Source organism: Brevundimonas sp. UBA5936, assembly GCA_002430835.1.
Taxonomy (GTDB): Bacteria; Pseudomonadota; Alphaproteobacteria; order Caulobacterales; family Caulobacteraceae; genus Brevundimonas.
This window is the reverse complement of record DJDA01000084.1, coordinates 1-14,184: the sequence shown is the minus strand read 5'-3', so window position 1 is coordinate 14,184 and position 14,184 is coordinate 1. Positions and strand designations below refer to the sequence as shown.

The 14,184-nt window shown below is 68.6% G+C and carries 14 protein-coding genes and 2 pseudogenes; 9 read left to right on the top strand and 7 right to left on the bottom strand.

Annotation, left to right across the window (positions count from 1 at the left end; genetic code table 11):
• Positions 1 to 20 precede the first annotated feature (20 nt).
• On the top strand, positions 21 to 986 hold the full coding sequence (locus B2Y21_RS07860) for a magnesium and cobalt transport protein CorA (protein ID WP_125899549.1): 966 nt from the start codon (positions 21 to 23) through the stop codon (positions 984 to 986).
• On the opposite strand, the gene ppc is transcribed toward B2Y21_RS07860, so the two are convergent.
• Positions 987 to 3,692 carry a phosphoenolpyruvate carboxylase gene (gene ppc / locus B2Y21_RS07855; protein WP_292058667.1) on the bottom strand — a complete coding sequence of 902 codons (2,706 nt, stop codon included), beginning with the start codon at positions 3,690 to 3,692 and terminating at the stop codon, positions 987 to 989. It abuts the gene before it with no gap.
• Positions 3,693 to 4,076: 384 nt separating this feature from the next.
• Here ppc and ffh point away from each other — a divergent pair, with 384 nt between their 5' ends.
• The 4 genes from ffh (at position 4,077) to B2Y21_RS07835 (ending at position 7,541) form a co-directional block, all read left to right on the top strand.
• Positions 4,077 to 5,600, top strand: coding sequence for a signal recognition particle protein (gene ffh / locus B2Y21_RS07850; RefSeq protein ID WP_003166662.1), 1,524 nt, complete (start codon positions 4,077 to 4,079; stop codon positions 5,598 to 5,600).
• A gap of 24 nt (positions 5,601 to 5,624) precedes the next feature.
• A complete protein-coding gene (gene rpsP / locus B2Y21_RS07845) occupies positions 5,625 to 6,131 on the top strand; it encodes a 30S ribosomal protein S16 (protein WP_292058664.1) in 507 nt (168 codons plus the stop codon).
• 110 nt (positions 6,132 to 6,241) lie between these two features.
• Entirely contained in the window at positions 6,242 to 6,769 is a 528-nt protein-coding gene (gene rimM / locus B2Y21_RS07840; protein WP_292058661.1) for a ribosome maturation factor RimM, read from the top strand.
• Between the two features lie 67 nt (positions 6,770 to 6,836).
• Positions 6,837 to 7,541: a glutathione S-transferase N-terminal domain-containing protein gene (locus B2Y21_RS07835; protein WP_292058660.1), complete on the top strand. Its 705-nt coding sequence runs from the start codon at positions 6,837 to 6,839 to the stop codon at positions 7,539 to 7,541.
• 45 nt (positions 7,542 to 7,586) lie between these two features.
• On the opposite strand, the gene B2Y21_RS07830 is transcribed toward B2Y21_RS07835, so the two are convergent.
• The 3 genes from B2Y21_RS07830 to B2Y21_RS07820 form a co-directional block, all read right to left on the bottom strand.
• On the bottom strand, positions 7,587 to 7,760 hold the full coding sequence (locus tag B2Y21_RS07830) for a YegP family protein (protein ID WP_076224443.1): 174 nt from the start codon (positions 7,758 to 7,760) through the stop codon (positions 7,587 to 7,589).
• 102 nt (positions 7,761 to 7,862) lie between these two features.
• The gene (locus B2Y21_RS07825; RefSeq protein WP_292058654.1) at positions 7,863 to 9,035 is read right to left on the bottom strand and encodes a benzoate/H(+) symporter BenE family transporter; all 1,173 of its coding nucleotides are present in this window, start codon (positions 9,033 to 9,035) and stop codon (positions 7,863 to 7,865) included.
• A gap of 155 nt (positions 9,036 to 9,190) precedes the next feature.
• Positions 9,191 to 9,988 carry an enoyl-ACP reductase FabI gene (locus tag B2Y21_RS07820; protein WP_162200520.1) on the bottom strand — a complete coding sequence of 266 codons (798 nt, stop codon included), beginning with the start codon at positions 9,986 to 9,988 and terminating at the stop codon, positions 9,191 to 9,193.
• Positions 9,989 to 10,142: 154 nt separating this feature from the next.
• Here B2Y21_RS07820 and B2Y21_RS07815 point away from each other — a divergent pair, with 154 nt between their 5' ends.
• Complete coding sequence (locus B2Y21_RS07815) at positions 10,143 to 10,484, top strand: DUF2794 domain-containing protein (protein WP_003166665.1); 342 nt, start codon at positions 10,143 to 10,145, stop codon at positions 10,482 to 10,484.
• Positions 10,485 to 10,694: 210 nt separating this feature from the next.
• Here B2Y21_RS07815 and B2Y21_RS07810 read toward each other — a convergent pair whose 3' ends face one another.
• Positions 10,695 to 11,441: a Bax inhibitor-1/YccA family protein gene (locus B2Y21_RS07810; protein ID WP_076224445.1), complete on the bottom strand. Its 747-nt coding sequence runs from the start codon at positions 11,439 to 11,441 to the stop codon at positions 10,695 to 10,697.
• A gap of 126 nt (positions 11,442 to 11,567) precedes the next feature.
• Between B2Y21_RS07810 and thpR the strand changes: the two genes are divergently transcribed.
• The 3 genes from thpR to mmcB are packed head-to-tail and all read left to right on the top strand — an operon-like array spanning position 11,568 to position 13,142.
• Positions 11,568 to 12,107 (top strand): RNA 2',3'-cyclic phosphodiesterase, encoded by a 540-nt coding sequence (gene thpR, locus B2Y21_RS07805; RefSeq protein WP_125899540.1) that lies wholly within the window; start codon positions 11,568 to 11,570, stop codon positions 12,105 to 12,107.
• Positions 12,104 to 12,670: a GNAT family N-acetyltransferase gene (locus tag B2Y21_RS07800; protein ID WP_292058645.1), complete on the top strand. Its 567-nt coding sequence runs from the start codon at positions 12,104 to 12,106 to the stop codon at positions 12,668 to 12,670. Before thpR ends, B2Y21_RS07800 begins: the two co-directional genes overlap by 4 nt.
• A gap of 25 nt (positions 12,671 to 12,695) precedes the next feature.
• Complete coding sequence (gene mmcB, locus B2Y21_RS07795; RefSeq protein WP_292058643.1) at positions 12,696 to 13,142, top strand: DNA repair putative endonuclease MmcB; 447 nt, start codon at positions 12,696 to 12,698, stop codon at positions 13,140 to 13,142.
• Between the two features lie 27 nt (positions 13,143 to 13,169).
• Here the strand turns inward: mmcB and B2Y21_RS07790 are convergent.
• Both B2Y21_RS07790 and B2Y21_RS07785 read right to left on the bottom strand, forming a co-directional pair.
• A pseudogene (locus B2Y21_RS07790) lies at positions 13,170 to 13,744 on the bottom strand (ActR/PrrA/RegA family redox response regulator transcription factor).
• 70 nt (positions 13,745 to 13,814) lie between these two features.
• Positions 13,815 to 14,184 (bottom strand): annotated as a pseudogene (locus B2Y21_RS07785) (sensor histidine kinase); the annotation flags it as partial.

Here is a 14,184-nt window from a genome sequence, read left to right as displayed (position 1 = left end):
CCAGCAAAGAAGGAGCGCCCATGAGCGTCGTCGCCTCCTACGTCTACAAGGACGGCAAGCGGGTGCGCGAGGCGCCGCTGACGGATCAGGGCCTGGCCCTGGCCAAGGGCGAATACCTGTGGATCGGCCTGCATGAGCCGACGGACGATGAGTTCGACGTCCTGGTCCGCCGCTTTCACCTGCACCCCCTGGCGGTCGAAGACGCGCTGACGGCGCACCAGATCCCCAAGCTGGAGGTCTATGGCTCCGAGCTCTTCATCGTCGCCCGCACGGCCCAGGCCAAGGGCGATCGCATCCTGTACGGTGAAACCCACGTCTTCGTCGGGCCCAACTACGTCATCACCATCCGTCACGGCTCGGCTCGCGCCCATACCCAGCTGCGCGCCCAGCTGGAGGCCTCGCCGCACCAGTTGAGCCACGGGCCGGACTTCATCCTGCACGGGGTGCTGGACTTCATCGTCGACGGCTACATCCCCATCATCGACGCCATCGAGGACAAGGTGCTGGAGATGGAGCAGGTCGCCCTCGACAGCTTCCTGTCGCGCGCCGACATCACCCGCCTGTTCCAGCTGCGCCGCGAACTGCTGAAGTTCAGCCGGGTGCTGGGGCCGATGGAGGAGGTCTGCGTCAAGCTGCAGTCGCTGGACCTGCCCTGCATCGACCGCGAGGTCCGCCCCTACTTCCGCGACGTGGCCGACCATGTGCGCCGCGTCGCCAGCCGGGCGGCGGGCCTGCGCGACATCCTGGCCTCGGTGTTCGAGGTGTCCAACCTGCTGGAGCAGCAACGCCAGGGCGTCATCACCCGCAAGCTGGCCGCCTGGGCCGCCATCCTGGCGACGCCGACGGCGGTGGCGGGCATCTACGGCATGAATTTCGACTACATGCCCGAGCTGCGCTGGACCTATGGCTATCCGGCGGTGCTGGCCTTGATCGTCGCCATCTGCATCGGCCTGTACGTCACCTTCAAGCGGACTCGGTGGCTGTGATCAGCCGCTGTTCCTGAGGCCCGCCGCCACGCCGTTGATGGCCAGAAGGATGCCGTTGCGGACGCGCGGGTCGTCGTCGCCTGCGCGGCGGCGGCGGATCAGCTCGATCTGCACATGGTTCAGCGGCTCGACATAGGGCATGCGCTGGCGGATCAGCCGGTCCAGTTCGGGCTGGGCGCCCAATAGAGCCTGTTGGCCGGTGATCGACAGGACGGCCGCGACGGTGCGGTCCCACTCGGCGTGGATGGCGTCATAGATGCGTTCGGCCAGGGCGGCGTCGGGGACCAGTCCGGCGTAGCGGCGGGCGATGGCCATGTCGGCCTTGGCCATCACCATCTCCATGTTCTGGACCACGGTGCGGAAGAAGGGCCAGACCTCGGCCATGGCGCGCAGTTCGGCCGGGTCTTCGCCCTGAACCGCCGAGCCGAAGCCGAACCAGCCGGGCAGCATGACCCGCGACTGCGACCAACTGAACACCCAGGGAATGGCGCGCAGATCCTCGATGGCGGGGGAGGCGGTGCGGCTGGCCGGGCGCGAGCCGATCTTCAGGTCGGCGATCTCGGCGATGGGGGTGGCGGCGCGGAAATAGTCGACGAAGCCGGGCGTCTCATAGACGAGGGCGCGATAGGCCTTCATCGAGGCGGCCGACAGGCGCGCGGCCGTGGCCCCGTGCTCGGCGCTGTAGTCCGCGTCGGACTGCGGCCCCAGCGAGGCCAGCAGGGTTCCGCAGGTCAGGGCGTCGAGGTTGCGCTGTGCGACTTCCGGCTCGCCGTATTTGTTGGCGATGACCTCGCCCTGTTCGGTGACGCGGATGCGGCCCGCGACCGTCCCGGCGGGCTGGCCCAGCACGGCCGAGAAGGCGGAACCGCCGCCGCGTCCGACGGCGCCGCCTCGGCCGTGGAACAGTTGCAGCCGCACCCCCGCCGCGTGCGTGACTTCCAGCAGGGCGCGCGAGGCCTCGTGCAGCTCCCAGCCCGAGGTCAGGTAGGAGCCGTCCTTGTTGGAGTCCGAATAGCCGATCATCACCTCCTGCACCCCCCGCGCCTCGGCCACGGCGCGGGCGGAAGGCTCGGCCAGGACGCGCTCCAGCGTGGCGCGGGCGGCGCGCAGGTCGTCGATGGTCTCGAACAGGGGGGCGGCCTGGATGGGGCAGGCGCCGGGGGCGGCCGGGTCGTAGAGGCCGACCTCCTTGAGCAGCAGATAGACCTCCAGCATGTCCGAGGCCGCGTCGGTCTTGGACACGATGTGGGTGCGGATCGCCTGCGATCCGAAGGTCGCCAGGGCCTCGGCGGCGGCCTGAAGGATGGCGCGCTCCTTCAGCGTCTCGGCCGCATAGTCGGCATAGGGCGAGAAGAGGGGGCGTGGGCTGGCCAGCTCGCGCGCCAGCACAGCCAGCCGTTCGGCCTCGTCCAGGGCGGCGTAGTCGGGGCAGACGCCGGCCACCTTCAGCAGGTCGGCGACCACGCGCTGATGCACGTCGGAGTTCTGGCGTAGGTCCAGCGTCGCCATGTGGAAGCCGAACACGTCCGCCGCCGTGATCAGTCGCGCCAGCCGGTCGTCGGCGAAGACGGCGCCGTGGGTCCGCACCAGACTGTCGTGCAGGATGTTCAGATCGGCGCGGAAGGCGTCGGGGCCGTCGTAGGGCGGGGCTGCGAAGCGGGCGGGGCGCGGCGTCGGCTCGCCGGTCAGGGCGGGGTGGGCGGCGGACAGGCGGGCGTAGATCTGGCTGAGCGCCCGGCGATAGGGCTCGTCCGCGCGCTGGATGGAGGCGTCGCCGGACCCCTTGGCCAGGGCGGCCAGTTCGGGCGTGACGCGGGTCAGGTCGATGGACAGGCTGAGTTCGGCGCCCAGGGCGTGCACCTCGTCCAGATAGAAGCCCAGCGCCGCGCGGGCCTGGCTGCGGAAGGCGGCGCGCAGGGTGTCGGCGTCGACGTTGGGGTTGCCGTCGCGGTCGCCGCCGACCCAGGAGCCGATGCGCACGAAGGGCGTCAGATCCGGCGCGTCCAGCAGGCGGCGCCACTCGGCCAGTTGGGCCGGGGCGACGTGCAGGAAGATGCGCTGCAGCCAGTCGACCACGGTGTCGATTTCGTCCTGCACCACCAGGGCCGAGGCGCGGGTCAGCCGCGTGGCCCACAGGATGACGATCTGACGGCGCAGGGCCGCCTTCAGGGTTTCGGCGTCGCAGGCGATCCCGTCGCGGTCGCAGCCGTCCAGCAGCTCGCCGACCGCCGTGGTGCGGTCGATGACGCTCTTGCGCCGCACTTCGGACGGGTGGGCGGTCAGCACCGGCGAGATCAGAGCCTGGGCCAGCAGGTCGCGCACCGCCGCCCTGTCCGCGCCCGCCTCGGCCAGGCGCTTGAGCGCGCCCTCGGGGGTGTCGGCCCGTTCGCCTGCCTCGGCCTGGGCCTGGGCGCGGCGCTTGCCCGCCCGGTCCTCGGCGACATTGGCCAACAGGGAGAAGGCGGCGAAGCCGTGCGTCAGGCCGATGGCCTGATCCAGCGACAGCTCGCCCAACAGCCGCTCCAGCTCCGAGGCGCCGTCCGATCCCGGATCGCGATGATAGGCCACTGAGGCCTGACGCACCGCCTCGATACGGTCGTAGAGATCCTGGCCGCCCTCGTCGCGGATCACTTCGCCCAGCAAGGCGCCCAGAAGCCGGACTTCGTCGCGGAGGCGGTCGTGGGGAAACTCGGGGGTCTGGGTCATGTGGGTCGTCTCTCAGCGGGGAGGCCGGACAGGAACCGTATCAGCGGGATCCGAGCGCGCCAGCCCATGCTGCAACGCAGAAACCCTTTGTGTGGTCGCCTTTCGTCGCGAGAAACGGAGTCGACATCACCTTGCTTTTCCGCCATAAGCCGCGACTTCCGGCGCAATTGAACCTGCGCCTCCACCATCACGACCCCATTTTGGGTTGTGCTATCGCGCTTCGCGCTACTTGAGCACGCGCTCAAGCAGGCCGAAGGCCGGTAGCGCACTTCAAAGATGGACGAGGATGGAGAGGGCCTCTGTCGACGTGATCGTTCGCAGAGGTCGCCCGCCTATGGGCGTTTCTCATGGAGGCTTCAGGCCCAGGCGCATGAAAGGGTTTGAATGTTCGAGGCTCTGAACGAGCGGCTGACAGGCGTCTTCGACCGGATCACCGGCCGCGGCGCCCTGTCCGAAAAGGATGTCGAGGAGGCCCTGCGCGAGGTCCGCGTCGCCCTGCTCGAGGCCGACGTCGCCCTGCCGGTGGTCAAGGACTTCATCGCCCGCGCCAAGACGGCCGCGACCGGCGAGGAAGTCATCCGCGCGGTCAAGCCCGCCGATCAGGTGGTCAAGATCGTCTATGACGGCCTGGTCGAGATGCTGGGCGGCGAAGAGCCGGTTCCGCTGAACACCAATGCGACCCCGCCCGCCGTCGTGCTGATGGCCGGTCTGCAGGGCTCGGGCAAGACGACGACCTCGGCCAAGCTGGCCCTGCGTCTGTCGAAGTTCGACAAGAAGAAGGTCATGATGGCCTCGCTGGACACGCGTCGTCCGGCGGCCATGGAGCAGCTGGCTACGCTCGGCCAGCAGATCGAGGTCGCGACCCTGCCGATCGTGGCGGGTGAGAGCGCGGTCCAGATCACCCGCCGCGCGCTGCAGTCGGCCAAGCTGCAGGGCTTCGACGTCCTGATCCTTGACACCGCCGGCCGCATCACCCTGGACGAAGGGCTGATGAACGAGGTGGCCGAGGTCGCCGAAATCGCCAAGCCGGTCGAGACCCTGCTGGTCGCCGACAGCCTGACGGGTCAGGACGCGGTGCGCACCGCCGCCGCCTTCCACGAGCGCCTGCCGCTGACCGGCCTGGTGCTGACCCGCGCCGACGGCGACGGGCGCGGCGGCGCCATGCTGTCGATGCGCGCCGTCACCGGCCTGCCGATCAAATATCTGGGCGCGGGCGAAAAGGTCGATGCGCTGGACGTCTTCGACGCCCGCCGCGTCGCCGGCCGCATCCTGGGTCAGGGGGACATCGTCGCCCTGGTCGAGAAGGCCGCGGGCGAGCTGGACCAGGCCAAGGCCGAGAAGATGGCCCGCAAGCTGGCCAAGGGTCAGTTCGATCTGGACGATCTGGCGGGCCAGCTGAACCAGATGAAGAAGATGGGCGGTCTTCAGGGCATCATGGGCTTGCTGCCCGGCGTGGCCAAGCTGAAGAACCAGATGGCCGAGAACAACGTCTCGGACAAGATGATCGACCGCCAGCTGGCCGTCATCAGCTCCATGACCAAGGCCGAGCGCAAGAAGCCCGACCTGCTGAACGCCAGCCGCAAGAAGCGCGTGGCCAAGGGCGCCGGCGTCGAGGTTCAGGACATCAACCGCCTGCTGAAGCAGCACCGGCAGATGGCCGACATGGTCAAGTCGCTGTCCAAGGGCGGCGGCAAGAACCTGCAGAAGATGGCCTCCATGATGGGCGGCCTGCCCGGCATGGGTGGCGGCGGTCCGGACATGAACCGCCTGAAGGCTCTGGGCGGCGGCAAGATGCCGGAACCCTCGGCCGATGAAATGAAAGCCATTCAGGACCGCCTGGCGGGTCTGGGCGGCGGACAACTTCCGGGGGGCCTTCCGGGTCTGCCGGGCTTCCCCAAAAAGAACTAACGCCTTTCTAGAAAGAGACTGAAAATGCTGAAGATTCGTCTGGCCCGCGGCGGCGCCAAGAAGCGCCCCTACTACCACATCGTCATCGCTGACTCGCACAGCCCGCGCGACGGCAAGTTCATCGAGCGCGTCGGCAGCTACAACCCGATGCTGCCGAAGGACAGCGCCACCCCGCGCGTCGTCCTGAAGCAGGAGCGCATCTCGGAATGGCTGGTCAAGGGCGCTCAGCCGACCGACCGCGTCGCCCGCTTCCTGTCGCAGGACGAAGTCCTGGGCGCCAAGGTCAAGTGGACCCAGGGCAACAACCCGAAGAAGGCCGAGCCGGGCAAGAAGGCCCAGGAACGCGCCGCCGAACGCGCTCAGCGCGAAGCCGACCGCCTGGAAGCCGAAGCCGCCGCCAAGGCCGAGGCCGCTGAAGCCGCCGCCGCCGCCGCCGCTGCTCCGGCCGTGGAAGAAGCGCCGGCTGAAGAAGCCCCTGCGGCTGAAGCGGCTGCTGAAGTCGCCGCCGAGGCGACCGAAGAGCAGGCCTGAGCCTTATCTCTTCACCCGGTTACGGCCGGTTGAAACGGGAAAGCAGCGTCCTTTCGGGGCGCTGCTTTTCTGCTATCTGGACCCATCGCATCGGCAAACGGAGCCCGGCCATGAGCAGCGAAGACAGACTGATCCTGGTCGGCCAGATCGGCGGCGCCTTCGGGGTGAAGGGCGAGGTGCGCATCAGCGCCTATACCGCCGACGCCATGGCCCTGGTCGGCTATTCGCCGCTGCTGGGCGCGGACGGCAAGCCGGTGCTGACCCTGCTTTCGGCGCGGCCGGACAAGGCGGGCGTGGTGGCGCGCGTCAAGGAGATCGCCACCAAGGAAGAGGCCGACGCCCGGCGCGGCCAGAAGCTGTTCGTCACCCGCGACGCCCTGCCAGAGCCTGACGAAGACGAGTTCTACCTGACCGACCTGGTGGGTCTGGAGGCGCGTGATCCGGCCGATGTGGTGCTGGGCAAGGTGAAGTCGGTTCAGAATTTCGGCGCCGACGACATGCTGGAGATCGCCCCGGCCGAGGGCGGCCCGACCTGGTATCTGCCCTTCACCCGCGAGGCGGCGCCGGAACTGCACATCAATGAGGGCTGGCTGCGCATCGTCCGCCCGACCGAAGTCAGCGATCGCGACGAAGACTGACGCCGAAGCGGTTGCGGTTTGGCTGGGGCTCCCGACATTAGGGGCTCAACCCGACCTGGAGCGCCCCATGGCCGATCTGTCCGCCTTTCCCGTCACCCGTCCGTTTCCGCCGCAACATCCCGACCGGCTGCAGCTCTATTCGCTGGCGACGCCCAATGGGGTGAAGGTCTCCATCCTGCTGGAGGAGCTGGGCCTGCCCTATGAGGCGCACCTGGTCGATATCAGCAAGGACGAGACCTGGACGCCCGAGTTCCTGTCGCTAAATCCGAACGGCAAGATCCCCGCCATCATCGACCCGGACGGTCCGGGGGATAAGCCGCTGGCCCTGTTCGAGTCCGGCGCCATCCTGGTCTATCTGGCGGAGAAGACGGGGCGTTTCCTGCCGACCGATCCGGCGGCGCGCTATGAGACTCTCCAGTGGGTCTTCTTCCAGATGGCGGCCATCGGTCCGATGTTCGGCCAGGTCGGCTTCTTCCACAAATACGCGGGCCGCGAATTCGAGGACAAGCGGCCGCGCGATCGCTACGTCGTGGAATCGCGGCGTCTGCTGGGCGTGCTGGAAGGGCGTCTGGAAGGCCGAACCTGGATCATGGGCGACGACTACACCATCGCCGACATCGCCATCCTGGGCTGGGTGCGCAACCTGGTTGAACACTATGGGGCGGGCGAACTGGTCGGCTATGCGGACTTCCCGCGCGTGGCCGCCTGGCTGGGGCGCGGGCTGGCCCGTCCGGCCGTGCAGCGGGGCTTGAACGTCCCGGCGCAGCCGTAAGGCGAGGTTGCGGGGGCGGGCGGTGCGCCGCGCCCCCGCGTCCGCTCAGACTTCTTCGGTCGGGGCGTCGCCGACGTACTTCTTGATCGACTCGATGGCGCGCTTGGCGCCCGACTTGTCGGAATAGCCCTCGGTTGAGAAGATGATCTCGGAGTTGTATTTGAACCGGACGCGGAACTCGCCGGCCTTGTCCTGATAGACTTCGAACTTGTGCGCCATGATCGTCTCGCTCTGACGGCCGCCAGTCGGCCGAGGCGAAGAAGCTGCCACGGTCCCGCTCGGGCCGTAAAGGGCGCGAAGTGTAAAAGGCGGAGAAGCGGCTCAGCCGCGCGCGGGAATCCACCGCCGCGCCGCCAGCGTCAGGAAGCCGACCGCCAGGCCCCAGAAGGCCGAGCCGACCCCGAACAGGGCCACGCCCGACGCCGTGGCGGCGAAGGTCAGCACCGCCGCCTCGCGATCCTTGATCTCGCCCATCATGGCCCCCAGCGATCCGGTCAGGGGCGCGATCAGGGCCAGGCCGGTGATGGCGGCCAGCGCCCCCGTCGGCATGGCGATGAACAGGCCCGCCAGCGGCGCGGCGAACAGGGCGACGACCAGGTAGAACAGGCCGTAGATCACCCCCACAGTCCAGCGTTTGGCGGCGTCCGGGTGGGCGTCCGGCTCGGTGCAGATGGCGGCGGTGATGGCGGCCAGATTGACGCCGTGCGCCCCGAACGGCGCCAGAAGCGTGCTGGTCAGCCCGCCCCAGAAGATCAGCTTTCCGGCGGGCGGGGCGTAGCCGGCGGCCCTCAGCACCACCAGGCCGGGCAGATTCTGCGAGGCCAGCGTCACCAGATAGAGCGGCAGGGCCAGGCTGACCGCCGCCTTCCAGTCGAAGGCGGGCATGACCGGCGACAGTGCGCCGAACAGGCCGGTTCCCTCGGGCAGGGCGACCTGACCACGCACGGTCAGAACGGCGAAGGCGGCGACCAGAACGGCGGGCAGGGACCAGGCGGGCGCCAGTCGACGCATGACCAGAAAGACCAGCAGCAGTCCCGCCGCCAGCATCAGATCGGTCGGAAAGACGAGGAACAGCTTGAGGCAGAAGGGCAGCAGCACCCCCGCCAGCATGGCCGAGGCCACGGCGGCGGGAATACGCTCGGCCAACCGCCCCAGCGCCGGAACCAGTCCGGTCAGCACCATCATCAGCCCGGCGATGACGAAGGCGCCCACGGCCGTCGACCAGCCGAGGCCGAGCGTGGAGGCGGCCAGCAGGGCCGCGCCCGGCGTCGACCAAGCTAGGACGACCGGCATCTTCAGCCGCCAGCTCAGCACCGCGCCGGGCAGGCCGATGCCCAGGCACAGGGCCGTGACCATGGAGATGATCTGAGCGGGCGCCGCCCCCATGGCCTGTCCGGCCTGCACCACCAGGGCGACCGTGCCGCCGAAACCGACGACGGTCGCCACGGCGGCGGCCGAGAAACTGGCGGGCGGGGGCAGGCGTATGGAACTCATGCGCCCAAGCTAGGCCGGGCGGCGGTGCGTCGGAAGAGGAAACCTGTCCCTACCCGCTCATCCCGGCGGACGCCGGGATGAGCGGGTAGTGGGGGGAGATGCAAAAAGGGCCGCCGGTGTCCGGCGACCCTCTGTGTTTCGGCTGTCAGAAGGGTTCAGCCTTCCATGTCGTCCGGCAGGCCGACTGCGTGGAAGCCGGCGTCGACGTGGACGACTTCGCCCGTGGTCGAGCGGCCCAGGTCCGAGCACAGCCACAGGGCAGCGCCGGCGACGCCCTCCATCGAAGTCTCTTCCTTGATCAGCGAGAACTGCGCCGACTTGGAGTGCAGGCCGCGCCCGCCCGAGATGCCGGCCAGCGACAGGGTGCGCATGGCCCCCGCCGAGATGGCGTTGACGCGGATGTTCTTCGGACCCAGGTCGCGGGCGATGTAGCGGGTCGCGGCTTCCAGGGCGGCCTTGGCCACGCCCATGGTGTTGTAGTTCGGAATGACCCGCTCGGACCCGAGGTAGGTCAGGGTGATCATCGAGCCGCCGTTCGGCATCAGCCTGGCCGAACGCTTGGCCACGTCGACGAAGCTGAAGGCCGAGATGTTCATGGCCAGCAGGAAGCTGTCGCGGGTGGTGTTGTCGACGAAGGAGCCCTTCAGCTCGTCCTTGTTGGCGAAGGCCACCGAATGGACGACGAAGTCGATCGTGCCGAATTCCTTCTCCAGCTCGGCGAAGGCGGCGTCCATGGAGGCGTCGTCGGTGACGTCGGCCTGGATCAGCAGCTTGGCGCCGACGCTTTCGGCCAGCGGGCGCACGCGGCGCTCAAGACCTTCGCCCAGGTAGGTGAAGGCCAGCTCGGCGCCCTGGGCGGCCAGCTGCGAGGCGATGCCCCAGGCGATGGAGCTGGAGTTCGCGACCCCCATGATCAGGCCCTTCTTGCCCTTCATAAGGTCTCCGGTGGGCATGTCCCAGCCTTCGCTCGTCGCCATGGGTTCGTCTCCGTATCTAGAACTTGTTCCGCCTTTTGGACGGGCGCGCGGCGGGTGACAAGCGTTCAGGCCCTGATCCGACCCGTGATCCGCCGCTGGCGTTTCGCGGCGAGCGGCCTAAGTTGTAGCCATGAGCTTCGACGTCGACAGTCCGAATGCGCAACCGGAGGCGGGGCCGGTCTTCTTCGACCGCCGCGAACTGGACCAGATGCTGCGGGTCTATGGGCGGATGGTGGCGGCGGGCGAATGGCGCGACTACGCCATGGCCGGCCAGAAGGACCACGCCGAGTTCGCCGTCTTTCGCCGCCACGGCGACGCGCCGCTCTATCGGATCGAGAAGCGTCCGGCCCTGCGCCTGAAACAGGGCCAGTGGGCCGTGATCGGCGAGGGCGGCCATGTGCTGAAGCGCGGCCGCGACCTGGCCCAGGTGCTGCGCGTCTTCGACAGCCGCAAGTTCACGGTGGTGGAGTAGGGCGCCCTTTCATTCCCGCGCATCCCGGCGCCCGCCGGGATGCCTGGAGCTAGGCAGTCGCCAACCCTCAACGTGAACGCAGCTAAGAAAAAGGCCCCGGCGTTGCTGCCGGGGCCTCATTCTTTTTTGGCCTATCGCCCTTCGGGCTGCTTGAGGCCTGCGCTCAAGTCGGCCGTGACCGCGTCACGGCCATAGCGCCTTGGAAAGCCCCTATTCGCGGCTGCCCATGAAGGCCAGCAGGAACTGGAACAGGTTGATGAAGTTGATGAACAGGCTCAGCGCGCCGAAGCCCGTCGCCACGCCCATCGCGTTCTTGTCGCCGCCCAGGGCGTAGTAGGTCATCTTCAAGCGCTGGGTGTCATAGGCGATCAGGCCCGAGAAGATCAGCACGCCGGCGCCCGAGATGATCAGGTACATCACGCCCGACTGCATGAAGATGTTCACGATCGAGGCGATGACCAGGCCGATCACGCCCATGATCAGGAAGGTGCCCATGCCGGTCAGATCCTTCTTGGTCGTGTAGCCGACCAGGCTCAGACCCGCGAAGGCCGCGGCGGTGACGAAGAAGGTCGAGGCCAGCGAACCGTTGGTGTAGCGCAGGAACAGCACGCCCAGGCCTGCGCCGATGGTGGCGACCACGGCCCAGTAGAGCATGTTCACGCCCTTGGCGGTCGGGTTCTTCATGAAGAACATCGAGCCGAACAGCATGACCAGCGGCGAGAACTGGACGATCATGCCCAGCATCGTCAGGCCGATGCGGCCGTCGTCCATGCGGGCGAACAGCAGCTGCTGCACCGCCGGGACGTTGCCGGTGACGTAGGCCAGGGCGCCCGCGACGACCAGACCGATCGCCAGCTTGTTGTAGACGCCCAGCATGAAGGCGCGCAGACCGGCGTCGACGGACATGTCCGCCGACTGCGGAAGCGGGCGCGCATAGCCGTTGTTGAAATCGCTCATCGCGAAAGAAGTCTCCCATTCGGCCGGGAATGTCCCGACCTTTGGCTGAAATATCGGGATGCAGACGCATCCTTGCAAGAAAAACCGGACTTCCGGCCGCCGGTTCCGCCCGCTACCAAGGGTCGCATGTTGCGCCTGTTCACCGCCATCGCCATTCCCGAGGACGTCGCCGAGACCCTGGCGCGGCGTCAATCCGGCCTGCCGGGCGCGCGCTGGCGGCCGCTGGACGCCCTGCACGTCACCCTGGCCTTCTATGGCGAGGCGTCCGAGCGTACGGCCGACGACCTGGCCTCGGAACTGACGCGAGCCGAGGGCGGCGGGGCGTTCGAGATCACCCTGAACGGCGTCGGCGCCTTCGGCGACGCCCATCGCAGCCATACCCTGTGGGCCGGGCTGGAGCGGTCCGAGCGACTGAACGTCCTGGCCGGGCGCTGCCGGTCGGCGGGGGAGCGGGCGGGCGTTCCGCCGGAGAAGCGTGAATACCGGCCGCACGTCACTCTGGCCTATCTGAAGCCCCAGGCGAACCCCGACCGCATCGGCGCCTGGATCACCGGGCACAATCTGCTGAAGTCGCCGCCGATCCGGGTGGATCGCTTCGGGCTTTACTCCAGCGTTTTGACCGGGGACGGCAGCGTCTACACCCTGGAACGCGAGTATCTGTTGTGATCGACCGCCCGACATCGCCCCTCGGTCCGACGCTGGAGACGGAGCGGCTGTTCCTGCGCCCGCCGACGCTGGAGGATTTTCCGCGCTGGGCCGACTTCATGAGCGATCCCGAGACGACGCGCTTCATCGGCGGGGTGCAGTCCCGGCATGAGGTGTGGCGCGGCATCGCCTCGGTCGCGGGCATGTGGGCGCTGCACGGCGAGGGCATGTTCTCGCTGATCGAGAAGACGACCGGCCTGTGGATGGGGCGCATCGGGCCGCTGCATCCCTATGGCTGGCCGGGCCGCGAGGTGGGCTGGAGCCTGCACCGCGACGCCACGGGCAAGGGCTATGCGATCGAGGCCGCTGCGGCGACGATGGACTACGCCTGCGACGTGCTGGACTGGCCGGACGTCATCCACTGCATTGACCCCGACAACCGGGCGTCGGAAAAGGTGGCCGAGCGGCTGGGCTCGACCAATCGCGGGCCGGGCGTCATGCCGCCACCCTTCCATGAGCACGCGGTCAACCTATGGGGCCAGACGCGGGACGAATGGCGCGTGAACCGGCAGCGCTTGCGGTAGGAACATAGGCGGAACATAAAGGCGAATGCCCGCTGCCGCGCTTCACCTCGAACTGGTCTTCAGCCGCCCGGAGACGACCCTGTCCGTCACGCGGGGGGCGGCGCGGCTGATGCTGGACATGGGCTATGCGCCCCTGCTGGAGGTCTGCCTGCCCAATGGACGGCGCGCCGACGTCATGGCCCTGGGGCCCAAGGGCGACATCGTCATCTGCGAGGTGAAGTCGGGCATCGACGACTACCGCGTCGACCGCAAATGGCACGAGTACGGCCCCTTCTGCGACGCCTTCTACTTCGCCGTCGCCCCGGAGTTTCCGCAGGGCGTATTGCCGGACGAGCCGGGCCTGATCGTGGCCGACGGCTTTGGCGGGGCGGTGGTGCGCGACGCGCCCGTCACCCCCCTGGCCCCCGCGCGCCGCAAGGCCCTGACCCTGGCCTTCGCCCGCCTGGGCGCGCTCAGGACGATGCGGGACTGATCCTTCTCCCTTTGCGGGAGCGGGTCGTTACTTCGGCGCGCGCTTGGCCAGGATGCGTTGCAGGGTGCGGCGGTGCATGCCCAGACGGCGGGCCGTCTCCGACACGTTGTGGTCGCACAGCTCATAGACGCGCTGGATATGCTCCCAGCGCACCCGGTCGGCCGACATGGGGTTCTCCGGCGGCTCGGGCGCTTCGCCGGACGACAGCAGAGCCTTGACCACGTCGTCGGCGTCAGCGGGTTTCTGCAGATAGTCGACGGCGCCGGCCTTGACCGCCGCGACAGCCGTGGCGATGGCGCCGTAGCCGGTCAGCATGACGATGCGNNGATGCGGGCGTCCTCACGTCGCTCGCGGATCATCTCGACCACCTTCAGGCCGTTGCCGTCTTCCAGACGCATGTCCAGCACGGCGAAGGCGGGGACCGACTGGCGCAGGGCGTCGTTCGCCTCGGCCACCGAACCGGCGAGCGCCACGGCGAAGCCACGCGATTCCAGCGCTCGACCCAGACGGGTGCGCAGGGCCTGATCGTCGTCCAGCAGCAACAAGGACTTGTCGCTGAGGGCCGCAATCTGTTCCGTGATCTGGGTCTCGAGTTCGGACATGAAATTCTCCTGCGGGTTCAGGTCGTGCGTCAGGGACGCAGGGTCAAGGGCCAAGCTCGTGACTGCGACATCAGGTTCCATCGCCTTCCATGGCCGAGGCGGTGACTTCCAGCACCTGGCGCGGCCAGCGAACCGAGACACGAGCGCCGCCGGGCTGGCCCTTGGCGGCGTCGCCGGCGCCGACCGACACCTTGGCGCCGGACCGTTCCAGCAGGGTGCGGGCGATGAAGAAGCCCAAGCCCATGCCCCCCTGGCTGGGGGCGATAGGGGCGGTGACCGGCGGAGGCGGCGCGCGGCGCTCGCGGCGGGCCGGGCGGGTGGCCGAGGCGATCTGGGCGGCCAGGGCGCGGCGGGCCTTGGCCCGGGGGCGGCTGGGCACATAGGGGTGCCCCAGACGCGGCAGGACTTCGGGGGCGAGGCCGGGGGCGTCGTCGACCATG